Genomic DNA, 22,309 nt, shown 5'->3' with positions numbered 1-22,309 from the left:
ATTTATAATCATCTTGCCAGTTCTGTTTCAATCCAATCTGGCCGTCATCCTCCGGATTCACTGGCCGTTTTCACCGGAATATGCACCAGATCCGCCTGGCTTACTTCAGGCCCGACCTGGCCATCATTAAAGAAGTGGTCACAGTTGGGCTTCCCTCGTTGATCAAGGGCCTCAGTGCCAGTCTGCTGGTGGTGATCACCAACAACCTGCTTAAGATCATGGGTGGAGATGATGCGTTGAGCATCTATGCGATTGTGGGACGACTGGTCTCTGGCCTCAGCACGCCACAGACGGGCATTGTCCAGGGGATGCAACCGATCCTGGGGTATAACTATGGGCTGAAGCAGTTTGATCGGGTGCGGAAAACCATTCTCTATGCTCTCGGTTCTTCGGTGGCTTACGGGCTCCTGGTGTGGGGGGTGAGTATGCTTGTGCCGTCGGTGTTGATTGGCCTGCTCTCCAAAGAACCTGAGATCATCGCCGGTGGACAGCACGCGCTGAGATGGATGTCGTTTGTCTTTCCGGTGGGTGGCATTTCGGTGATGGTTGCGGCTTATTTTCAGGCGGTGGGGCGTGCCAGAGAAGCCTTGATACTCACTCTGGGAGGGGTGCTCCTGGTAAAATTGCCGGTTTTGTTGCTGGCTTCTGGTTTATTCTCCCTCAATGGCATCTGGATTTCGGAGGCGGTTTCAGAACTCATTCTCTGTGTCCTGGCGTTGAGGATGCTGCGGTGGGATCAGAAGAAGATGTTAAGCGTGGAGCGTCTGACCACCTCCAGCCCGTGATGAAGCTGGTTCGTATTTGGTTGCCCGAAGTGAAATACCAAGAGGGCCTGTCCTGTGCCATGAATCCCTCCATGAACGGGTTCATGGCACATTTTTTACATACCGGTCGAAGAATTCGATGGAACGCTGCATGGCCACTGAAAAAGACTGGGAGATATTGTGGTCACTCCGGGGATAGGTGTAGAACTCGACCGGCACACCGGCTTCCAGAGCAGCCTGGTAAAGCAATTCTGAAAAGAGGACGGGCACACTTTCATCGGCAGTGCCATGATGGAGTTGCAGGGGGCCGCTGATTTCAGCAATGTAAGTGATGGGAGAAATAGACGCCCAAAATTCGGGGTTTTCTTCAGGGGTGCCGAATTGTTCGATGAATGTATTACGCCAATTGCGCGCCCCGGGTGAGAGGCTTGCCGGGGGTGTGGCGCGCCAGCGGGTGAGCAGATCAGGATACGAAGCCACCACCCCGGCCCAAATGACCCCGGCGCGAATACTGCGGGTGGTGACCATGGCGCGCAGGGTGATATGCCCGCCCATCGAGTGGCCCCACATGCCCATCCGCCGGGGGTCGGCTTCCTGGAAACGCTGGATCGAGCCCACTGCATTCAAGACATCTATGGTGTAATCGGGGGTGCTGTATCCGCCGGTGGCTACCCCTTCCGAATCGCCGTGCCCCCGGTAATCGGGCTTGAGGACGATATAACCGTTGCGGGCAAAGGCATCTACATAAGCTACGTAACGTTCGGTGGTGCGGTAAGAAGCCGGTGGGATATATCCGTGATTGAACACGATTACCGGCCAGCCTGTCGGGGGCCTTTCGCCAGAGGGAATGGTGAGCAGGGCGTAGATTTTCAACCCTTCTGAGAGGTAGGAGACGATATAGCGGCTGTAATTGGAACCCGGCTGGAGAGTCTGTTCGATGAGCAGGTCGCTACCCGGGTAGCTGCGCTGGCGCATTCCACGCACATCCAGGGGGTGGGGTGTGGGAGTTGGTGAAGGGGTCCTTGTGGGTGAGGGAAATGGAGAAGGGGTGAAGGTTGGGGTGGCTGATAGGCTGAGGGCGAGAGAGGGAGGAGTTGGAGAGGCCGGAGGAAACGTTGCAGGATGAGATGGGGGGCTGCTGGAAAACCCGGGGGGTGCCGCCAGGCAACCGGAGAGGAAGAAACCCAGTAAAAACAGAAAGGTTATGTTTTTCATACCGGTAAAAATCCTGTATTCATTATAACATTGGGCCGGATTCCCCCTGGGATTGAGCTGGAAGGGCCACAAGGCCGGAGATGGAAGAAGGTTGAAAGCAACTTGAGGAAGTGACCACCAATCCCCTTGACAGAGGATAAAACCTGCATATAATCGGGCTGATATGTCCAGACAAACCATGGAGAGAGGTCATCAGTCCACGCCACCGGCCAGCCCGGCAGGGGTGGGCTTTTTTTCTTCCAGGAATCAGGAGAGCCGATTATCGGCTCTCTTTTTTTACCTCGTGTGTCAGGAAAGGAAGGAATCATGCTCCGACTTCCCGGCTTAATTGACCCGCATGTGCACATGCGGGAGCCCGGCGCAACTCATAAAGAAGACTGGGGTACGGGCACCCGCGCAGCGCTGGCGGGGGGTTTTACCCTGGTGCTGGCCATGCCAAATACAAGCCCGCCGGTCACCGATGCGGCGACCCTGGAGATGGCGCTGGAACGGGCGGCCGCCTCAGCGCATTGTGATTATGCCCATTTCCTGGGGGGCGGGGCGGAGAATACCACCGTGGCAGCTTCGCTGGCTCCGCGCTGTGCAGGCCTCAAACTTTATCTCGATCAAACGTATGGACCGTTGCGCCTGGAGAATATGCTTCTCTGGAAAGAGCATCTACAGCGCTGGCCAAAGGATTGGCCGGTGGCGGCCCATGCCGAAGGGCGCAGCCTGGCGGCGGTCATTCTGGTGGCGGCTCTGGTTGGGCGACCGGTGCATTTGTGCCATGTTTCCACCCGCGAGGAGATCCTCATCATCCGTGCGGCCAAAGAGCACGGGCTACCGGTTACCTGTGAGGTTACCCCCCATCATCTTTTCCTGAGCACAGAAGATTTGCCGCGCCTTCCGGGGGGCCGGGGAGAGGTACGCCCGCGGCTCGCCAGCCCGGCAGACCGGCAGGCACTGTGGGACAACCTGGAGGTGATCGATTGTTTTGCCAGTGATCATGCCCCTCATACGCTGGCCGAGAAAGACTCTTCCAACCCCCCGCCGGGGTTCCCCGGTTTAGAGACGTCGCTTCCTCTATTGTTGACGGCTGTGAGTGAAGGGCGGCTGGGCATGGAAGATGTGATCGCCCGTTGTGTTACGAACCCGCGGCGCATTTTCCGGCTCCCTGAACAGCCCGATACCTGGGTGGAAGTGGATCCGGACACGCGATATGAAATCCGGGCTGAAGCGATGTTCTCGCGCTGTTCCTGGACGCCCTTTGAGGGGATGCCCGTTCGAGGGAGAGTCAGGCGGGTGGTATTGCGCGGGCAGGAAGCTTTCCGCGATGGAGTTGTAAGCGCGGTACCCGGATGGGGCAGGAATGTCCGCGCTGTTTAATCAAAGCAACCGATCCGGCTTTGGCCGGTTTACCGGGGTTTCTATGTCAATTCAAGATCAGTAAGGAGAAAAAAGATGGCACTTCATACCCCCCCTCTTCGACAGAAGAATCCGCATCTTCCCTTTGGAGATCATCAGCACTCGCGTTTTTACGGCCAGGATATTCTTTCGGTCAATCAGTTCAACCGGGAAGACCTGGATTATATTTTCGGCGTGGCCGCCGAAATGCAGGAAATGGTGCGCCGGGTGGGGAGCTTCGATCTGCTCAAGGGGAAGATCCTCGCCAACCTTTTCTACGAACCTTCCACGCGCACTTCTTCATCTTTTACCTCGGCCATGGAACGCCTGGGCGGTAGTGTGATCCCGATTAATGAGGTACGGTATTCTTCGGTATCCAAAGGCGAGTCGCTGCCCGACACGGTGCGCACTCTGGAATGCTACGCGGATGTGATCGTCCTTCGCCACCCGGAGACAGGTTCTGCGGCGCTGGCCGCCCGGTATGCCAGCAAGCCGCTGATCAATGCCGGTGATGGCATAGGGGAACATCCCACGCAGGCCTTGCTCGACCTGTACACCATTCAGGCAGAGCTGGGCCGGGTGGATGGTCTGACGGTGACGATGCTGGGAGACCTGAAGTATGGGCGCACTGTCCACTCACTGGCGCGCCTGCTCAGCCGGTTCAATGTGCGCATCCATTACGTTTCGCCGGAGATCTTGCGGATGCCGACGGAGATCATCCAGGAATTGAAAGAGAAGGGGGTGGCTCAGAGTGAACACGCTCACCTTGAAGAAGTGCTCGGTGAGACGGATGTGCTGTACGTCACGCGGGTACAAAAAGAACGCTTCAGCGACCCGGCAGAGTATGACATGGTGAAAGACAGTTATGTGATCACGCCGGAGGTGATGCGGGCGGCTAAAGAAGAGATGATCGTCATGCATCCTCTGCCGCGTGTGGGAGAGATTAGCATGGACTTTGATGATGATCCACGGGCGGCGTACTTCAGGCAGATGGAATATGGCCTGTATGTGCGTATGGCACTGCTGGCTATGGTGCTGGGGAAAGCGTGAGTATAGCGATGGAGGAGATGAGCTTTTTCGACTTGCTGGAAACGCGCGCCCGAGAAGTGGGGTCGTTGTTATGCGTGGGGCTTGACCCTGCCCCCGCCGATTTACCTGCGCCTTCGGCTGCTGCCGCGCTGGAATTCTGCCGTCGGCTTATTGAAGCAACCTCAGATGTGGCACTGGCTTATAAACCCAATGCGGCTTTTTTTGAGGCCTATGGAGCCGCCGGTTGGGCGGCACTCAAAGAGGTGATCGCGGCGGTGCCCCGGGGAACCCCGGTGATTCTGGATGCCAAGCGGGGTGATATTGCCTCCACGGCTGAAGCTTACGCCAGGGCGGCCTTTGAGGAGCTGGGTGCGCACGCACTGACGGCCAGCCCCTACCTTGGATATGACTCGCTTCATCCCTTCCTGGCTGATGCAGGGCGGGGAGTTTTCCTGCTGTGTAAGACCTCTAACCCCGGTTCGCTCGACCTGCAGGAACTACCTCTGGCTGGAGAAGGCCGCCCGATGCGCCTTTATGAGAAGGTGGCTTTACTGGCGCAGGAATGGAATGAGCGGCGTAACCTCGGGCTGGTGGTAGGTGCAACCCATCCTGAAGCTCTGAGCCGGGTACGGGCGCTTGCCCCGGAGATGTGGATTCTCGCACCGGGGGTGGGGGCGCAGGGAGGTGACCTGGGGGCGGCATTGCAGGCCGGCCTGCGCGCCGACGGGCTGGGTATGCTGGTGCCGGTTTCGCGGGCGATCTCTCGTGCGGCAGATCCACGCAGGGCGGCGATGGAACTCGTGGATCAAATGCGGCAGGTCAACCATTCTGTGGCGGCCGCCCCGGCGGCACGGAGCGCCCGACCCGCTTTTGATGACCGGCTGGCCGATGCCCTGCTTGATGCGGGCTGTGTGCGCTTCGGGCAGTTCACTTTGAAATCGGGAAAGGTCTCACCCATTTATGTGGATTTGCGGCAACTTGTTTCTCACCCGGCCCTGCTGGCCCAGGTGGGGCGAGCCTACCTGGCACTGCTGGAAGGGTTGAGTTTTGATCGGCTGGCGGCCCTGCCCTATGCGGCCCTGCCGATTGCCACGACAGTAAGCCTGCAGAGCGGGTGGCCGATGATCTACCCGCGGAGGGAAGTGAAAACGTACGGCACGCGGGCAGAGATTGAAGGCGAATTCAAACCCGGGGAGACCGTGGCGGTGATCGATGATCTGGCCACGACCGGCGCGAGTAAGTTTGAGGCCATCGAAAAGTTGACTTCTGCAGGATTGACCGTGCAGGATGTGGTGGTGCTCATCGACCGTCAGTCGGGAGCGGCGGAGGCGCTGGCCGAGGCGGGTCTGCATCTGCATGCCGTGTTCACCCTTACGGAGCTGTTGAATCACTGGCACAACACCGGCAGGGTTGGCCAGACGGAAGTTCAGAATGTGCTGGAGTTTTTGAAACATGAGTGAACTTTACCGGGTTATGCGCCCCTGGATATTTCGCCTGCAACCCGAACAGGCTCATGCCCTCACCATTGCCCTGCTGAGACTGGGGGGCGGGAACCCTGTGGGACGCTGGTTGTTGAATGCCTGGTTTTCCTCCGGGCGGGATGATCTGCAAGTTCATGCCCTCGGATTGACGTTCCGCAATCCTCTGGGAATGGCGGCCGGTTATGACAAAGATGGGCTGGGATGGCGCGGGTTAGCCTGCCTGGGGTTTGGGCATATTGAACTGGGCACAGTGACTCTGCGCCCTCAACCGGGGAACCCTCCGCCGCGTGTCTTCAGGCTGGTCGAAGACGAAGCGGTGATCAACCGGATGGGGTTTCCAAGCCGTGGGGCAGAGTTTCTTGCGCGGAGGCTCCGACCGGGCCGGAACGATGGCCTGGTTCTGGGGGTTAACATCGGCAAGAACAAAACCACCCCGCTGGAAGAGGCGGTTGGAGAGTACCTGGCACTGTTTGAGCGGTTTGCCCCGCTGGCCGACTATCTGGCGGTGAATATCAGCTCGCCCAACACCCCCAATTTACGGGTGTTACAGGGGCGAGACTGGCTGGAGGGATTGTTAACCCCCCTGGCGGCGAAGCGCGAATCTCTAGCTCAGCTCAGCGGGCGGCGAGTGCCACTGCTGGTCAAACTGGCGCCAGACCTGAGCGAAAGTGAGCTGGAAGAGGCTCTGGAGGCCCTGATGCGCTGCGGCATGGATGGCGTGATCCTGACCAATACCACGATCAACCGTGAGGGGTTACGCTCAGCACTGGCAGGAGAAACCGGCGGCCTGAGCGGCACACCACTGGCCGCTAAGAGTCTGGCGATGGTTGAAAGGGCAGTTCGGCTGGTGGGCGATCGGCTGGTTGTAGTAGCCAGCGGCGGGGTGATGACCCCGGCAGATGCTCAGGCCCGGCTGGATGCCGGGGCAACCCTGGTGCAGCTATACACCGGGTTGATCTATGCTGGCCCGGCACTGGTGCGAGATACCCTGCGGGTTCTCAGACCGGGGAACGGGAAAGAATAGTACCGGGCGGATTGTCTGGACAAGTTTTTTCGGGTATACTCATCGGCTAACTTGATTTTGGAAGGCAGGATCTGATAATGGTAGCGGAAAGATGGTCGGCAACGCTGGTGCTGGAAGACGGCACAACGTTCTACGGCGCATCCTTCGGTGCGCCGGCAGATGCGGTGTTCGAGCTGGTGTTCAACACCAGTATGACGGGGTATCAGGAGATCATCACCGATCCCTCTTATCGAGGGCAAGGGGTGCTCTTCACCACCGCTCATATTGGGAATGTCGGGGTCAACGCTGCGGATGTAGAATCGGAGCGACCTCAGGTGGAAGCGGTGGTGGTGCATTCGCTGAGCCGAACTTCTTCGAACTGGCGAGCCGAACGCAGTCTGCCGGACTGGCTGGCTGAGCACGGGGTACCCGGTATTGCCGGAATTGACACCCGCGCGATCACACGTAAATTGCGCGACCAGGGTACGATGAAAGCGGCCCTTTCTACCTGCGGTACGTCGCCTGAAGCGCTGTTGGCAATGGCGCGCTCCTGGCCTGGCCTGGATGGCCGTGATATGGTGGGCGAAGTGACCTGCCAGGCCCCTTATGAATGGAAGGGAGACGCAGGAACGCCCTGGGTGGGGGAGGGCGACCCTGCGGGGGTACACCTGGTAGCGATGGATTTTGGCATCAAACGCAATATTCTGCGTCATCTGGCGCGGTGTGGGGCGCGGGTGACGGTGGTTCCGGCGTATACCTCGCTGAGCGAGGTGCTTGCCCTGCAACCGGATGGGGTATTCCTTTCGAATGGCCCGGGTGACCCGGCAGGGCTGCCGGGGATTGTAGAAGTGGTTGGGGGGTTGGTGGAGAGTGGATTGCCGGTATTTGGTATTTGCCTTGGCCAGCAACTTATTGGCCGCGCGCTGGGCGGGCGTACCAGCCGCCTCAAGTTTGGCCACCATAGCGGGAATCACCCGGTGAAAGACCTCCTTTCGGGGAAGGTGTTGATCACCGCTCAAAACCACAATTACGCAGTAGATTTAGAGAGCCTGCCCTCTCACCGGATCGAAGCCACGCATATCAGCCTGAATGATCGCACCCTGGAGGGCTTTGCCCTGAGCGACCGGCCGGTTTTTTGCGTCCAGTTCCACCCTGAAGCTTCTCCCGGCCCGCACGATGCCCATGGCCTGTTCGATCGGTTCTTCACCCTGGTAACCGAGACTTCTGGGAAAAAGGAGGTCAGAAATGCCCGGGCGTGAAGATATCCATACCATTCTGATTGTCGGTTCCGGGCCGATTGTCATCGGGCAGGCGGCCGAATTTGATTATTCCGGCACCCAGGCGATCAAAGCCTTGCGCCGGCAGGGTTACCGGATTTTGCTGGTTAACTCGAACCCTGCCACAGTGATGACCGAGCCCGACCTGGCGGATGCTACCTACATCGAGCCCCTTGTGCCAGAGGCGCTGCGTGCAATCATCGCTCAGGAAAAGCCCGATGCCTTCCTGCCTACGGTGGGAGGGCAGACCGGCCTTAACCTGGCGCTGGCGCTCAGTGAGGATGGGACGCTGGCCGAGCATCAGGTTCAGCTGATCGGTGCTTCCTTGAAGGCCATTCGTATTGCTGAAGACCGTGAGCGCTTCAGGCAGGCGATGATCGAAGCCGGTGTGCCGGTACCGCGGGGCGGTGCGGCGCGTTCTCTTGAGGAAGCCAGGGCACTGGCCGGGGAAATCGGCTATCCGTTGCTGGTGCGCGCCTCTTTTGCCCTGGGCGGCAGTGGGGCCGGCTGGGTAAAATGCCCCGAGGAACTGCCCGAAGCCGTGCGTAAGGCGCTGAGTGAGTCGCCGATCGGGCAGATCTGGCTCGAAGAGTCGGTGCTCGGCTGGAAAGAATACGAGCTGGAAGTGATGCGCGATGGAGCAGGGAATTTTGTGGTGGTGTGCAGCATTGAAAACCTTGACCCGATGGGAGTGCACACCGGCGACAGCATCACCGTGGCTCCCGCGCAGACGCTCACCGACCGCGAATACCAGCAAATGCGCGATATGGCGCGCCGGGTGATGGATGCGGTGGGCGTGGAAACGGGCGGCTCGAACGTGCAGTTTGCCGTTGATCCGGCCAGCGGGCGGATGCTGGTTATTGAAATGAACCCCCGCGTTTCGCGTTCCTCGGCGCTGGCCTCGAAAGCAACGGGCTTCCCGATTGCGAAAATTGCCGCACTGGTGGCGGTGGGGTTCACGCTGGATGAAATTATCAACGATATTACCGGTCAGACGGTGGCCGCTTTTGAACCGGCGCTGGATTATGTGGTGGTGAAGATCCCCCGCTGGTCGTTTGAGAAATTCCCCGGCGTCGATACCACCCTTGGCCCGCAGATGAAATCGGTGGGCGAGGCGATGGCCATCGGGAGCACCTTCGTACAGGCGCTTCAGAAGGCGGTGCAATCGCTGGAAATTGGTGTGGACGCTCTGGATGGCAGTGGGCCCTCAAAGCCGGTCTGGATGGAGATGGGCGCCACGCTGGAGGATGTGTCAGTGCCGACGGCGCAACGGTTCTTCAGCGTGTACCGCGCGCTGCGGGCGGGAAATGCGATCGATGAAGTTGCGCGAGCGGCGAAAATCGATCCCTGGTTCCTGGCTGAACTTGAACAGGTGGTGGAGATGGAACGCATCCTGCGTGCCCTTCCCCCTGAAGAGCCCGACGCCTCCCTTCTGCGAGCGGCAAAGAGGCTTGGCTTTGCCGATTCTCATCTGGCGCGCTTGCTTTCAAGGCCGGGTAAGCCCCTGCAGGCCAGAGATATTCGTTCTCTGCGGCGCAGTTTGGGGGTGCTCCCGGTGTATAAACAGGTCGATACCTGTGCGGCAGAGTTCGAGGCGCAAACCCCCTATCTTTACAGTGTGTATGAACAGGAAGACGAAGCTCCACCAACAGGGCGCCCCAAGATCCTCATTCTTGGAGGGGGGCCGAACCGCATTGGGCAGGGGATTGAATTTGATACCTGTTGTTGCCAGGCGGCCTTCGCACTGACCGAACGGGGGTATGAAGTGATCATGATGAACTGCAACCCTGAAACCGTATCAACCGATTACGACACCTCCGATCGGCTATATTTTGAACCCATGACGCTGGAACATGTGCTGAACATTGTGGATCGGGAACAGCCGCTGGGGGTGATCTTGCAACTGGGCGGGCAGACACCCCTTAACCTGGCAGAAGGGTTGGAAGCGGCAGGGGTGCCCATTCTGGGTACTTCTCCGGCATCCATTCGGCTGGCAGAGGATCGGCAGGCGTTTGCCGCTCTGCTGGACGAGCTGGACATCCCCCATCCACCTTATGGTATCGCTTATTCCCTTGAGGAAGGGCGGCGGGTGGCACAAGAGATCGGTTACCCGGTACTGGTGCGGCCTTCTTACGTGCTGGGAGGGCAGGCGATGGCCATTGTGGATAGCGAATCCTCCCTTGAGGGGTTTCTGCAAAAAGCTCTGGATGTGGCCCCTAACCAGGCGGTGTTGATTGATCGCTTCATGGAAGACGCCTATGAGATCGATGTGGATGCACTGGCCGATGGAGAACGGGTGGTGGTGGGGGCGATCATGCAACACATTGAAGAGGCGGGGGTGCATTCAGGGGACTCGGCCTGTATTCTCCCGCCTTACAAAGTCAGCCAGTATCACCTCAACATTATTCGAGAGTATACCGAGCGGCTGGGGTTGGCGCTTCAGGTGAAGGGCCTGCTGAATATTCAATATGCGATCAAAGAAGATGTGGTGTATGTTTTAGAGGTCAACCCGCGGGCTTCGCGCACGGTGCCCTTTGCCAGCAAGGCTACTGCGCTGCCCATGGCGCGCATTGCGGCATGGGTGATGGCCGGTGGGCGGCTGGATGAGCTGGGCATCCGTGAAGAACCGGTGGTGGATGGATTCTTCGTCAAAGAGGCGGTGTTGCCTTTCAGAAAATTGCCCAGCCTGGTGACCTCACTGGGGCCGGAGATGCGCAGTACGGGGGAGGTCATGGGACACGCGGCGCATTTTGGGCACGCATTTGCCAAATCTCAACTGGCGGCGGGCACCAATTTGCCGCTTTCGGGCCGGGTGCTGATCAGCGTCAACGATTACGATAAAGGGGCGGCCCTGAAGATTGCCCGCGATTTACACCGCATGGGATTCGAGCTCTTTGCCACACCCGGAACAGCGGCCTATTTTTCGCGGGTGGGGCTGCCTGTGACGGCGGTCAATAAAGTCTCTCAGGGGTCACCGCATGTGGTCGATTGGATTGAGCAGGGCAAGATTGATCTCATCCTGAATACCCCCCTCGGGCCGATGTCTCACAGTGAGGGGGCGCTCATCCGCAGTGCCGCGGCAAAGATGAATGTGCCCCTGCTTACCACCCTCTCGGCAGCGGCGGCGGCCATTGAGGCGATCCGTGCGCTGAAGCAGCAGGCCATGCGCTACCGCAGTTTACAGGACCATTACGCGCATGCCAGAGGACGCCGAACTATCTCTTGAGTCAGGAAGATCAACCGTGATCCATTCCATCGATTTAACCCATCCTGATCTTTCCATGCGATCTGGCCACCTCAAAATGGGAGGGATGAACCCGCAGGGGATTGAGATCAGTGCCACCAGCCGGTTTCTGACGATAAACGGCAGGCCCTGGTTGCCGGTTATGGGAGAGTTTCATTTCTCCCGCTACCCGCAGGAGGGTTGGCGGACCGAATTGCTCAAAATGAAGGCCGGTGGTATTGGCATTGTGGCTACTTATATCTTCTGGATTCACCATGAGGAAGCCGAAGGTGAATGGGACTGGTCAGGCCAGCGGGATTTGCGTCGTTTTGTGATGGAATGTGGCGATGCGGGGCTGCTGGCTTACCCGAGAATTGGCCCGTGGGCACACGGGGAATGCCGGAATGGGGGATTCCCGGACTGGTTGCTGAAAAAATGCGGCGGCGCTGTGCGGCAGGACGCTGAACCCTACCTGAGTTATGTGAGGCGACTTTACACACAGATCGCCAGGCAGCTTGAGGGCCTGCTGTGGAAAGATGGGGGCCCGGTGATTGGTGTTCAGCTCGAAAACGAGCTGATTCATGGCGCGGATCATATCCGCACACTGAAAAGGCTGGCGCAGGAAGCCGGGATGGAGGTGCCGCTCTATACCATTACCGGCTGGGGGCCGGCAGAAGTGCCGCAGGATGAGGTGATTCCGCTTTTCGGCGGCTACCCGGATGCCTTCTGGGTGCGACAGGTGGAGGACTGGGCGCGCGAATGCCGAAGACAGTATGTGTTTTCGCCGGGGCGAAACGATGACCTGATTGGTGAAGACCTGCTGCCTCGGCGGGAGGTGGGTGACCTTTCGTATCTGGAACGGTATCCGTACCTCACTTGCGAACTGGGCGGAGGGATGCAGGTGTCTTATCACCGCCGACCGTTCATTGCCCCCGATGATGTGGCGGCTCCCTTGATCACAAAACTGGGCAGCGGCAGTAATCTTCCCGGGTATTATATGTACCACGGGGGGACGAATCCTGCCGGGAAGTACACCACCCTGCAGGAGTCTCAGGCTACTGGCTATCCCAATGATTTGCCGGTGCTTTCCTACGACTTCCAGGCGCCGCTTGGGGAATTCGGACAGATTCGCGGGCAGTATCATGCGTTGCGTCTGGTGCACCTCTTCTTGCAGGACTTTGGCGAAGACCTGGCGCCGCTTCCGGCAAACTTCCCGGAGAGGCTGCCCTCCAGTCTGGATGACTGCGAGACTCTGCGCTGGGCGGTGCGTTCAGACGGGCGGCGCGGGTTGATCTTCTTCAACAATTATCAGCGGGTGGAGGGGCTTCCTGATAAGCCGGGGGTGCAAATCCTGTTACGCCTTAAAGAAGAAAACCTGATCTTGCCTTCAGAGCCGGTCACGATTCGGCAGGGAGCGGCCATGTTCTGGCCGTTTCACTTCGATCTGGATGGAATTCAGCTTAAATATGCTACGGCGCAACCTGTGTGCCGGTTGAAGATGGAGGACGGGTATTGCTTTGTTTTTGCCCGGCGCGGCGGAGTTGAGGCCGAGTTTGCCTTTTCAGACGGGGTGAAGGCCCGCACAGCAGCGGGGGCAGAGGTAACTGTAAGAGGGGGATGTTTGCGCAGGTTACCCCCCGGAGAGTGGGTTCTGATCCGGGATGAGAACGGGCAGAGCGCCCGCATTCTCTTGCTGGATGAAGAACAGGCTCTGCACTGCTGGAAGGCCAGAATCTGGGGGGCTGAACGGCTGTTCCTCTCACCGGCAGGGCTGATCTTCGATGGAGAGGAGTTGCGTTTACACGCGCGCACACCCGAAGAACTGACTTTTGCTGTTTTCCCGCCCATACCTGACCCCTCAGGTCAGGGGGAGATGGAAGGCTGTTTTCAGCGCTTTGCTCTGCGGCAGTCCTGGCGGAATGTGGAGGTTGCCTGCCGCCGGGTGCGGCTGGCCGCGCCTGCCCGGGCGGTTCCTGTGGGACCGGCAGGTGTGGCGCAGGCTCCGGAAGATGAGGCGTTTGATCGGGGAGAAGTTTGGGAAGTAACCCTGCCTGAAGAAGCTCTGGAAGGCTGGCGAGAGGTTTATTTGCGGGTGGATTATGTGGGCGATGTGGCCCGGGCGTATGTAAATGGGCGGTTGGTTGCGGACCATTTCTATAACGGGCAGGTCTGGGAAATTGGTCTGCGCCGTTTTGCTCCGGAAGTGCTGAAACATGGATTGCGGCTGGTTTTTCTGCCGCTTCGGGCCGATGCCCCCATCTACCTTGCGCCAGAACATCGTCCTAATTTTGAAGGGCGGAGTGAAGTGCTCGAAGTACGGAGTATTACGGTTCAGGGAGAGGTTGAAAAGGTGTTTCAGGCAGGGGTGTGGGCCTGAGATACGGCTTGACTGAACTCTCCGGCATGGTACAATTCCTTCAGGCCACGCTACGATTTAAGGTTAGCGCAGGCTAATTTTTGGAGTAACCCTCCTCTGAATTTGGAGAAGGAAGGACAATGCCTCATACAGGGAAGCCTGAAAATCAGCCCCGCCCCACACCCACCGTAGAAGATTACCTGATGACCATGTACGTCATGGAACGCGACTACGGAGAGATTATCGCGGCGCGCCTGGCAGAGATGCTGAATGTGGCTCCGGCGACTGTGGCGATGACTTTCAGGCGGATGGAACGCGATCAATGGCTGACGGGGAAAGGGCGGCATGGGGTTCACCTGACCGAAACCGGTCGGGCGGCGGCTTCTTCAGTGATTCGGCGACACATGTTGACCGAATGGCTGCTGGTGAAGGTGTTGAAAGTTCCCATCCACAAGACGCACGATGAAGCGCACAACATTGAACACGCCATTTCCCCTGAGCTGGAAGAGCGTATGCGCGAAAGCCTGGGAGACCCTCAGGTTTGCCCGCATGGCAACCCCTTTCCGGGAGCCGAAGAGGTGACTCGCGGGTGGGTTCCCCTCACTGAGGTGCCGGTGGGTGAGAAGGTTGTGGTTCGGCGCATTCATGAGTTTGCCGAGAACAGCCCGGAGCTGTTGACCTTCCTGGTAGAGCAGGGAATTTTACCCGGAAGCCAGACCGAGGTGATTGAAACCCTGCCCTTCAACCAGACTCTGACCATCCGCCTGGGGGAGAAGCAGGTGACGCTGGGGTACCCCGCGGCGCGCTTTCTCTTTGTGGAACGCGCCGTGTCTGCGTGAGACGCGGGATCGGGCTCTATGCGTTGCGGTTGGTCAGGGCGAACGCATCCATACAATATCTGTCCCCGTGATGGAATGGAAGGGGGGCGCGCTGGCTCGACCGCCTGAGGAAAGCTGCCAGAGCATTACCGGAAGGCGAGGATGTTTTCATCGCCCGCATGCTTCCCGGGGTGGATGCGGGGAAGGTTTACCTGCGAGAGTATGGCCTGACCGGATAGCAGGGAGGAGGCGCAGAGGTTTCAGGTCATCAGGCGATAGCCCACGCCCGATTCGGTGAGGATTAATTGAGGGTTGCGAGGGTCGTCTTCGAGTTTCTGACGAAGCTGACGGATGTACACGCGCAGATACTCCATCTGGCTGTCCTCAGCATATCCCCAGACGTGGTTGAGGATGGCCTGATGGGTAAGCACTCTGCCAGCATTACCCGCCAGGTAAGCGAGCAGGCGGTATTCGGTGGCGGTCAGTTTTACCGGCTGGCCGTTTTTGGTCACCAGGTGGGCAGCAAGATCGATGGTGACGTTCCCGGCGGTAATCAGGCTGCTCTTACTGCTACTACTGCGTGAGCGGTGCCTTAACGCCACGCGCACCCGGGCCATAAGTTCTTCTACACCGAAAGGTTTGGTGAGGTAGTCGTCGGCACCGGCATCGAGGGCGGCAACTTTCTCTGGTTCTGTATCGTGCGCCGAGAGAATGATGATGGGCATGTCGGCCCACTCGCGCAGGCGCTGGCAAACTTCGATGCCGCTCATGTCGGGCAGGCCGAGATCGAGGATGATGACATCCGGTTGAACAGCCGCCGCCAGGGCCAGCCCTTCTTCTCCATTGCGGGCGGTCGTTACCTGGTACTGATGCTGTCCCAGAATAGTACGCAGGGCGCGCAGGATTTGCTGTTCATCATCGATAACCAGAATGTGGGGCGCGGTGCCGCTCATTCGCTCTCCTCATCATCGGGCAAGTTTGCCAGTGGGATGCGTTGCAGAGAAGGAATGGTGAAAGAAAACGCCACCCCATCGGCGAGGTTTTCGGCATGAATGGTTCCCCCGTGGGCTTCGACAATACCTTTGCAGATCGAAAGCCCCAACCCGGTACCCCGCTGGTTTTCCATGCCGGGGATGGTGTAAAACTTGTCAAAGATGTGTTCCAGGTGTTCTTCCGGGATGTGCGGCCCGCGGTTTTTTACCTGCACCTTCAGGCTTTCTCCTTCTACAACCGCGCTGATGGTGATGGGGGTGTAGGGCGGAGCAAATTTAAGGCTGTTGCGCACCAGGTTGAGCACCACCTGCTCCATGAGCACCGAATCTACCGAGACGAGGGGAAGGTCTTCTGAAACGTTTACTTCCAGCACCCGTTCTCCTACCGAACGCCGCAGGCGGCGGAGGGCGGTATCCACAATTTCGGCCATCGAATTCCACTGGCGCTGGAGCTTCAGTGCTCCGGCTTCGAGCCGCGACATGTTAAGCAGATTTCCGACGAGCTGCGTGAGATGTTCAATTTCTTCAAGAAGGATTTCCTGTAATTCCTGCCGGGCGGCAGGCTCCAGGGCTACGGATGGATCGAACAGGCTGGTAGCCGCGGCCTGGATGGATGCCAGCGGAGTGCGCAGTTCGTGTGAGACCGAAGAGAGGATGGCGGTTTTGAGACGGTCGCTTTCTTCCAGAACCCGGCTGCGCGTCTCAATTTCGGCCAGGATGGCGCGCTCCAGCGCCAGTGCGCCCTGGCTGGCGTAGGTTTGGAGCAGGCGGTCTTCTTCCAGGGTGAACACCCCTGAATGGCCGTGCAGGCAGATTTCTCCGAGAGGCCCTTTGGAAGCGTAGAGGGGAATGCGCGTACAGGGAGCCTCGTGGCCGGGGGTGGCACCGGGGGGCACCATGGCGTGAAACCGGCGCAGGGGAGTATCAGCAGTGATCTCGATGGTGGCGCCGGGGAACACCTCATGTATTTTTTGAGCGAGGATTTCCGCGATACGGTCGCCATCAATCTGGCCGGTCAGTGCCGCGCTGAGCTCATAAAGGCGGCGCAATTCCTGCTCTCGCGCCTGCACCTGCTGGAGTCGTTGCTGGGAGCGGGCCATCAGGTTGCTGACCAGGATGGCCACTCCCAGCAGGACAAACATGGCCAGGAAGTCCTGCGGGTGAGCTACCTGAAAGGTGTAGATCGGCTGGAGGAAGAAAAAGTTAAAGATCAGGAAAGAGAAGATGGAGGCACTGATGCCGGCCAGCCCGCCAAACAGAGAGGCCATGACCACCACCGGTACCAGATAGAGGATGGCGATGATGGCGGTGTTGAAAAATCCTCTCAAGAGATACAGGAGCAGGCTGTAGAGCACCACGGCGATCATCGCCGAAAGCACCCGCCCGAGCACGCTCAGACCAATCCATGATCTGTTCATGGATTAATTGTAATGCAGAAAAAGGCCGCTCTCTGCGTGGGTAACCGTAGAGAGCGGCAGAGGGAGAAGAAGAGGGCGAAATTAAATCTGGTAAGGCACTTCGACGATGACGACCCCCGGCTTGAAGAGAAGCGCAAAACGCAGCAACAAAGCCGACTGATTGTGGAGCAGGTTTTCCCACCAGTGATTGGTGACGAATTGAGGCACAACCACGGTGATCATTTCGGTGGGCTGTCGTTTGGCGATGATGTTGTCCAGATATTCCATGATGGGTTCGACCAGCAGACGATAGGGAGAATCGAGGATCACCAGACGAATGCCATCGCCATACGAGCTCCACTTCTCGCGCACCTTTTGCGATTCGGCCGGATCAATGGAGACATGGATTGCGGTAACATCGTCTGAAAGGGAGCGAGCATAGTTGAGGGCTTCGAGAGAACCGCGGTGTACCCCGGCGATGGCCACGATGACCCGATGGCGGGTGATACGCCGTGGAGAGGAGAAGTGCTCCAGAGAAAGCTTATCAGCCAGGCGGCGGTAGTGGCGGTGGATGGTATAAAAGGTGAGCACCACCAGCGGAATGAGTACGATGATGATGTACGCCCCGTCTTTAAACTTGGTAGCGGCAAACACAAACATGACTACCAGGGTGCAGAGGGCGCCAAACCCGTTAATGATCATTTTCATAGCCCATTTTGGATCGTAATGGACTACGGAACCCGCCTCCACTTTTTCGCCTCCTGGCCTGACGTGGCCAGATTTCCACCAGCGGTGAGCCATACCTGCCTGCGAAAGGGTGAAGGAAAGGAAGACCCCGATGGCGTAGAGAGGAATGAGGCGGGTCACGCTGGCATGGAAAAGAATGATGAGGCCTGAAGCCAGGCCAGCGAGAGCGACGATGCCCCTGGAATAGACCAGGCGGCTGCCGCGGAAGGTGAACTGGCGCGGGAGGAAGCGGTCACTGGCAAGAATGGCGCTCAGGCGGGGAAAGTCGGCGAAGGCGGTGTTGGCCGCCAGGATAAGGATGATGGAGGTGCCGGCGATCACTGCCAGATAAAGCGGGCCGGTGCCATCAAAGACGGTGCGCGCCAGCTGAGAGATGATGGTCTCTCGTTCTGAAGGGATGGCGCCGATCTTCCCGGACAGGAAAGAAATTCCCAGAAAGAGGGTGGCCAGAATGCCCGACATCCACAGCAGGGTGATGCCTGCATTGCGGCTGCGGGGTTCTTTGAACGCTGTAATGCCGTTGGAAATAGCTTCGATGCCGGTGAGGGCAGAAGTTCCGCTTGAAAAGGCATGCAGGATGAGGAAAGGCGTGACCACGGCGAGGGTGTCCAGATCCAGCACGGGCGGGTTGGGAACCATCCCCAGGCTGCCGGTGAAATAACGCAAGAGCCCAATCCCCACGGTCAGGAACATGCTGACGACGAAGAAATAGGTTGGAATGGCAAAGGTGATCCCTGATTCCTTGACTCCACGGAGATTGATCAACATGATAAGCCCCACCAGAGCCACTGCGATCCATACCCGCTGGGAGTATAGCGAAGGGAAAGCCGACGTGACCTGAGAGACACCCGAAGAGACCGAAACGGCTACGGTGAGCACGTAGTCGGTGAGCAGGGCCGCCCCCGCTGCCAGTGCGGGTAGCTCGCCGAGGTTATCGCGAGCAACAATGTAAGCCCCACCGCCGCTTGGGTAGGCATGAACGGTTTGCTCGTAGGAAAAGGTGACGATGAGCATAAGGGCCACAATGGCCAGGGAAATAGGGAAAACATAACTGAAAGCGCCGGTGCCCGCGGCGGCCAGAATGACCATAATTTCTTGCGTGGCGTAAGCCGTGGAAGAAAGGGCATCAGAGGCAAAGACTGCCAGGCCCACGGCTTTACCGATAGTCTGATGGGGGGCATCGGCAGTAGGGAGGGGGTTACCAATTAACCAGCGTCGCCAGGAACGGGGAGGGGTTAAGTTGGGCCGGGGTTCCAGAATGGTGGCACCACCGTGAATTTCTGCTTTCATAATAAATGTATTCTCCAGAGCGATAAAGTTTTTCTGGCCAGAGCGGGAGAAGTTCCCACAGTCGCCAGCAGTGTCTGAAAGTGAATCCTATCTAAAAGATGTTAAGGGGGCGTAAGGGAAAATTCCGGAGAGATTAAGAAAAAATAAAGAGCGCCAGAAGTCTGACGCTCTTGCGGGGCTGATGAACTGTGCAGTTATTTCATGCCGGTGAGAAGGGTAAGGATGGCGGGGTCGAGGGGAAATTCGGGAAGTTCTGCGGCGCGGTAGGCGCCGGCACTGAGTGCGCGTTCGCGCAGGGTTTTCCAGAGCACGTCGCGCTCTTCGGTGCGCACCACCAGGTCGTTCAGGGTGGTGGCGCGCGAGAGCAGCTCGCCGGTGGTGTAGAGAAAGGTAACCCGCCGCCAGCGCCCCGCCTGGATAGGATGCGGCAGATGTGCTAACGGCCCAAGCTGGAGTTTGTAATATTCCTCTCGGGCGCGGGGGTGATTTGGCTCATTACGTAACAACTCGGCGCGGGTGGTCAATTCCACGCCACGCAGAGGGGCGAAGGTTTCGATGCGCCAGCGGTGCTCTTCCCCGAAGGCCGAAGCCTGGTAAAAGGCCAGATAATCCACATACACCACTTTGGGGGCGGTTCGCAGGGGGATGCGATACCACCCCAGCACACGGGCGATCTCCAGATCGCGCGGGGAGGGAAGGTAGGCTACCAGAACGAGCGCCCCGGGCTCAATCTCCATGTCCTTACCATCCGGCCAGGCGATTAAACTCCTCAATTTTCCGGTCAATCTCGGCGACCTGCTTCTGGACGTCTGTCCAGTAGGAGGGGTCATACCACTGAGCCTGAATTTCCTCGTATGTTTTTCCCTGTTGTTCAACCCAGGTGTAATATTTCAGGTTGTGGATGCGTTTTCGGTCGGCGTAACTCAATTCAAGCATGTGGTCGGTGGTGGTTCCGTGCAGTGCACCGGCGAAGGCCTCGGCGGCATCGCAGGTGGTGAAGGCGCCGTATTGTTCTGTGTATTCGGCCAGGCGAGTGCCGTACAACTCCATGGAGTCGGTTAAAACGGTGAGGATGACATCGTGCTCGCCCAGCTCATAATATTTGGCAAATTTAATCGCTGAGAGCAGGTTGGCAATGCCCGAAAAGCCGAGCAGGTTGAGCTGAGAAAGGGTGGCTTCGGGTACGCCCTTGCGTCGAAGGTAGGCTTGTCCTTCCGGTTCGTTGAAGAGGCGCATGATCTGCACCACCGCCTGATCATCAATGGCGGTGACGAGGTCAGTGTTGCGCACGTTGTGAATCCAGGGGACGTGTTTATCGCCGATGCCTTCAATACGGTGAGCACCGAAACCGTTCTGAAGCAGGGTGGGGCACTGCAGGGCCTCACTGGCGATGATCTTACTCGTGGGGTACACCTGTTTCAGGTAATCACCGCTGGCAATGGTGCCGGCTGACCCGGTGGTGAGGGCGACCCCGCGGTAGGTATCGTGAGGGCCGAGTTCTGTATGAAGCACTTCTTCCATCGCATGGCCGGTGACGTCATAATGCCAGAGATAGTTACCAAACTCTTCAAATTGATTGAAGATCATCAAGTCCTGCCCGGAACGGCGCAGTTCCCAGCATTTATCGAAGATCTCTTTGACGTTCGATTCGCTCCCCGGTGTGGCGATGACCTCTCCGGCGATTTTTGAGAGCCACTGAAAACGCTCCTGGCTCATTCCCTCCGGGAGGATGGCGATGGATTGACAGCCGAGGAGGGCTGAGTCGTAAGCGCCGCCGCGGCAGTAATTGCCGGTGGAGGGCCACACAGCTTTCTGGGTAGTGGGATCAAACTGACCGGTGACCAGGCGCGGTACCAGACAGCCGAAAGCCGCCCCCACTTTGTGCGCGCCGGTGGGAAACCACTTGCCGACCAGTGCGATGATGCGCGCGCGGGTGCCGGTAAGAATGGAGGGAAACTCGATGTAATTGACCCTGCCAAACTTACCCCCGTGGGGACGGGGTTCGTTTTTCCAGGTGATGCGGAAGAGGTTCACCGGTGCAACGTCCCACAGGCCGGTGTGTTCCAGCTGTTCCTGAATGGCTGGCGGAACGAGGGCGGGGTTTTTCATCTCGGCGAAGGTGGGAATTCGGATGCCACGCTCGCGGACGCGCTGGACGGCACGTTCCAGTCGCTCGGGGTAAACGGTTAAGTCAAGGGTAGCCATGAGTCTCCTGTTGGGTCAGAAATGGGAGGGTGGGACGGGGGTAAAAGGTTATTCCCTATCCTGAGGGGCTTCGCGCACAATATAGAGCGGGCGGCCTTTTACCTCATCGTAAATTCGGCCAATGTATTCGCCAAGAATTCCCAGGCAGATCAATTGCACGCCGCCCAGAAATAACACCGCCACCAGCGTGGAGGCCTGGCCAAGGAACTGCGTGGAGGTGATAGCGCGCATGATGATCACCACCGGGATCATGAGAATACTCAAACCGGCAGCAATGAAGCCGACAAATGTGGCTACCTGAAGGGGAAAATACGAGAACCCGGTGATGGCATTGAGTGCCAGTTTGAGCATTTTACGGAAGGGGTATTTGGTGGAACCGGCGAAGCGCGGCGCACGCTTGTAAGGAACACCAATCTGTCGGAAGCCCACCCAGGCCGACATGCCGCGCAGGAAGCGATCGCGTTCGCGCATGGTATTCAAGACGTTCACCACCCTGCGATCCATCAACCGGAAGTCTCCCGTGTCGAGGGGAATCTTTACATCGGTGATGCGGGCAATCAGGCGATAGAAAAGGGAGGCGGTGAAAAGTTTAAACCACGATTCCCCTTCCCGTTCGGCACGGATGGCGTAAACCACCTCATATCCCTCACGCCATTTGGCCACCAGGTCGGCGATTACTTCGGGAGGGTCTTGCAGATCGGAATCGATGATCACCACTGCATCGCCACGAGAATAATCCAGGCCGGCGGTGACGGCGATCTGATGCCCGAAATTACGGGCGAAGATTACGGGTCGAATCCGTTCATCCTGAGCGGCCAGCTCGCGGATTTTTTCCGTCGAACCATCGGACGAGCCATCGTCTACCAGCAACAATTCCCAGGGTTCGCCCAGCCCGTCCATGACTGCGCCCACCCGGCGTACCAGTTCGGGCAGGGTTTCGCACTCATTGAACACCGGGGCGATGATGGAGAAAACAGGTTTCATGCTCGGGTCACCTTTCGTGATTTCGGTGAGGGAGGATCGCATTCAAAAAGGATTATAACTCAGAGGTCGGCCTCGAAGAAAGGGGCATGAACGACTATTCAAAATGTTGTCTGACAATTCTCTCCCCCCTGACCTCTTCCTGGTT

General features: G+C 58.3%; 16 protein-coding genes. 9 read left to right on the top strand and 7 right to left on the bottom strand.

Annotated features, from left to right (window positions below; all coding sequences use genetic code 11):
* Nucleotides 1-80: 80 nt before the first annotated feature.
* Entirely contained in the window at nt 81-785 is a 705-nt protein-coding gene (locus tag ATHL_RS13430; RefSeq protein ID WP_062194799.1) for an MATE family efflux transporter, read from the top strand.
* A gap of 81 nt (nt 786-866) precedes the next feature.
* Here ATHL_RS13430 and ATHL_RS13425 read toward each other — a convergent pair whose 3' ends face one another.
* Nucleotides 867-1,979 (bottom strand): alpha/beta hydrolase family protein, encoded by a 1,113-nt coding sequence (locus tag ATHL_RS13425; RefSeq protein WP_174233929.1) that lies wholly within the window; start codon nt 1,977-1,979, stop codon nt 867-869.
* Between the two features lie 306 nt (nt 1,980-2,285).
* Here ATHL_RS13425 and ATHL_RS13415 point away from each other — a divergent pair, with 306 nt between their 5' ends.
* From ATHL_RS13415 to ATHL_RS13380, 8 genes are all read left to right on the top strand, one after another.
* Nucleotides 2,286-3,344, top strand: coding sequence for an amidohydrolase family protein (locus ATHL_RS13415; RefSeq protein WP_062194793.1), 1,059 nt, complete (start codon nt 2,286-2,288; stop codon nt 3,342-3,344).
* Nucleotides 3,345-3,419: 75 nt separating this feature from the next.
* Nucleotides 3,420-4,412, top strand: a complete 993-nt coding sequence (pyrB, locus tag ATHL_RS13410; RefSeq protein WP_084001435.1) for an aspartate carbamoyltransferase — start codon at nt 3,420-3,422, stop codon at nt 4,410-4,412.
* A gap of 17 nt (nt 4,413-4,429) precedes the next feature.
* Nucleotides 4,430-5,851, top strand: coding sequence for an orotidine-5'-phosphate decarboxylase (gene pyrF, locus ATHL_RS13405; protein WP_062194790.1), 1,422 nt, complete (start codon nt 4,430-4,432; stop codon nt 5,849-5,851).
* Nucleotides 5,844-6,896 (top strand): quinone-dependent dihydroorotate dehydrogenase, encoded by a 1,053-nt coding sequence (locus tag ATHL_RS13400; RefSeq protein ID WP_062194788.1) that lies wholly within the window; start codon nt 5,844-5,846, stop codon nt 6,894-6,896. The genes pyrF and ATHL_RS13400 overlap by 8 nt, the downstream gene beginning before the upstream one ends.
* Nucleotides 6,897-6,973: 77 nt before the next feature.
* The gene (carA, locus tag ATHL_RS13395; RefSeq protein WP_062194785.1) at nt 6,974-8,134 is read left to right on the top strand and encodes a glutamine-hydrolyzing carbamoyl-phosphate synthase small subunit; all 1,161 of its coding nucleotides are present in this window, start codon (nt 6,974-6,976) and stop codon (nt 8,132-8,134) included.
* A complete protein-coding gene (carB, locus tag ATHL_RS13390) occupies nt 8,121-11,378 on the top strand; it encodes a carbamoyl-phosphate synthase large subunit (RefSeq protein WP_062194783.1) in 3,258 nt (1,085 codons plus the stop codon). Before carA ends, carB begins: the two co-directional genes overlap by 14 nt.
* 16 nt (nt 11,379-11,394) lie before the next feature.
* Nucleotides 11,395-13,752, top strand: a complete 2,358-nt coding sequence (locus ATHL_RS13385) for a beta-galactosidase (RefSeq protein ID WP_062194779.1) — start codon at nt 11,395-11,397, stop codon at nt 13,750-13,752.
* A 119-nt stretch (nt 13,753-13,871) separates the two neighbouring features.
* Nucleotides 13,872-14,570, top strand: coding sequence for a metal-dependent transcriptional regulator (locus ATHL_RS13380; protein ID WP_062194772.1), 699 nt, complete (start codon nt 13,872-13,874; stop codon nt 14,568-14,570).
* A gap of 239 nt (nt 14,571-14,809) precedes the next feature.
* Here ATHL_RS13380 and ATHL_RS13375 read toward each other — a convergent pair whose 3' ends face one another.
* The 6 genes from ATHL_RS13375 to ATHL_RS13350 form a co-directional block, all read right to left on the bottom strand.
* Nucleotides 14,810-15,502, bottom strand: a complete 693-nt coding sequence (locus tag ATHL_RS13375; protein ID WP_062194770.1) for a response regulator — start codon at nt 15,500-15,502, stop codon at nt 14,810-14,812.
* Entirely contained in the window at nt 15,499-16,959 is a 1,461-nt protein-coding gene (locus ATHL_RS13370; RefSeq protein WP_062194767.1) for a sensor histidine kinase, read from the bottom strand. The genes ATHL_RS13375 and ATHL_RS13370 overlap by 4 nt, the downstream gene beginning before the upstream one ends.
* Before the next feature lie 81 nt (nt 16,960-17,040).
* The gene (locus ATHL_RS13365) at nt 17,041-18,975 is read right to left on the bottom strand and encodes an APC family permease (protein WP_062194765.1); all 1,935 of its coding nucleotides are present in this window, start codon (nt 18,973-18,975) and stop codon (nt 17,041-17,043) included.
* Nucleotides 18,976-19,169: 194 nt separating this feature from the next.
* Nucleotides 19,170-19,712 carry a hypothetical protein gene (locus ATHL_RS13360; protein ID WP_062194762.1) on the bottom strand — a complete coding sequence of 181 codons (543 nt, stop codon included), beginning with the start codon at nt 19,710-19,712 and terminating at the stop codon, nt 19,170-19,172.
* Between the two features lie 4 nt (nt 19,713-19,716).
* Nucleotides 19,717-21,180 (bottom strand): pyridoxal-phosphate dependent enzyme, encoded by a 1,464-nt coding sequence (locus ATHL_RS13355; protein ID WP_062194760.1) that lies wholly within the window; start codon nt 21,178-21,180, stop codon nt 19,717-19,719.
* Nucleotides 21,181-21,228: 48 nt separating this feature from the next.
* Complete coding sequence (locus ATHL_RS13350) at nt 21,229-22,164, bottom strand: glycosyltransferase family 2 protein (protein WP_062194758.1); 936 nt, start codon at nt 22,162-22,164, stop codon at nt 21,229-21,231.
* Nucleotides 22,165-22,309 lie beyond the last annotated feature (145 nt).

The organism is Anaerolinea thermolimosa (assembly GCF_001050195.2).
Lineage (GTDB): Bacteria > Chloroflexota > Anaerolineae > Anaerolineales > Anaerolineaceae > Anaerolinea > Anaerolinea thermolimosa.
The sequence above is the reverse complement of the archived record's forward strand: the minus strand, read 5'-3'. Positions and strand labels throughout refer to the sequence as shown.

Excerpts from the sequence above, each read along its gene's own strand:
- ATHL_RS13350 (WP_062194758.1), bottom strand. The coding sequence starts at position 22,164 with ATGAAACCTGTTTTCTCCATCATCGCCCCGGTGTTCAATGAGTGCGAA.
- ATHL_RS13400 (WP_062194788.1), top strand. The coding sequence starts at position 5,844 with ATGAGTGAACTTTACCGGGTTATGCGCCCCTGGATATTTCGCCTGCAA.
- ATHL_RS13375 (WP_062194770.1), bottom strand. The coding sequence starts at position 15,502 with ATGAGCGGCACCGCGCCCCACATTCTGGTTATCGATGATGAACAGCAA.
- ATHL_RS13355 (WP_062194760.1), bottom strand. The coding sequence starts at position 21,180 with ATGGCTACCCTTGACTTAACCGTTTACCCCGAGCGACTGGAACGTGCC.
- pyrB (WP_084001435.1), top strand. The coding sequence starts at position 3,420 with ATGGCACTTCATACCCCCCCTCTTCGACAGAAGAATCCGCATCTTCCC.
- ATHL_RS13430 (WP_062194799.1), top strand. The coding sequence starts at position 81 with ATGCACCAGATCCGCCTGGCTTACTTCAGGCCCGACCTGGCCATCATT.
- ATHL_RS13415 (WP_062194793.1), top strand. The coding sequence starts at position 2,286 with ATGCTCCGACTTCCCGGCTTAATTGACCCGCATGTGCACATGCGGGAG.
- carB (WP_062194783.1), top strand. The coding sequence starts at position 8,121 with ATGCCCGGGCGTGAAGATATCCATACCATTCTGATTGTCGGTTCCGGG.
- ATHL_RS13365 (WP_062194765.1), bottom strand. The coding sequence starts at position 18,975 with ATGAAAGCAGAAATTCACGGTGGTGCCACCATTCTGGAACCCCGGCCC.
- carA (WP_062194785.1), top strand. The coding sequence starts at position 6,974 with ATGGTAGCGGAAAGATGGTCGGCAACGCTGGTGCTGGAAGACGGCACA.
- pyrF (WP_062194790.1), top strand. The coding sequence starts at position 4,430 with ATGAGCTTTTTCGACTTGCTGGAAACGCGCGCCCGAGAAGTGGGGTCG.
- ATHL_RS13360 (WP_062194762.1), bottom strand. The coding sequence starts at position 19,712 with ATGGAGATTGAGCCCGGGGCGCTCGTTCTGGTAGCCTACCTTCCCTCC.
- ATHL_RS13425 (WP_174233929.1), bottom strand. The coding sequence starts at position 1,979 with ATGAAAAACATAACCTTTCTGTTTTTACTGGGTTTCTTCCTCTCCGGT.
- ATHL_RS13380 (WP_062194772.1), top strand. The coding sequence starts at position 13,872 with ATGCCTCATACAGGGAAGCCTGAAAATCAGCCCCGCCCCACACCCACC.
- ATHL_RS13370 (WP_062194767.1), bottom strand. The coding sequence starts at position 16,959 with ATGAACAGATCATGGATTGGTCTGAGCGTGCTCGGGCGGGTGCTTTCG.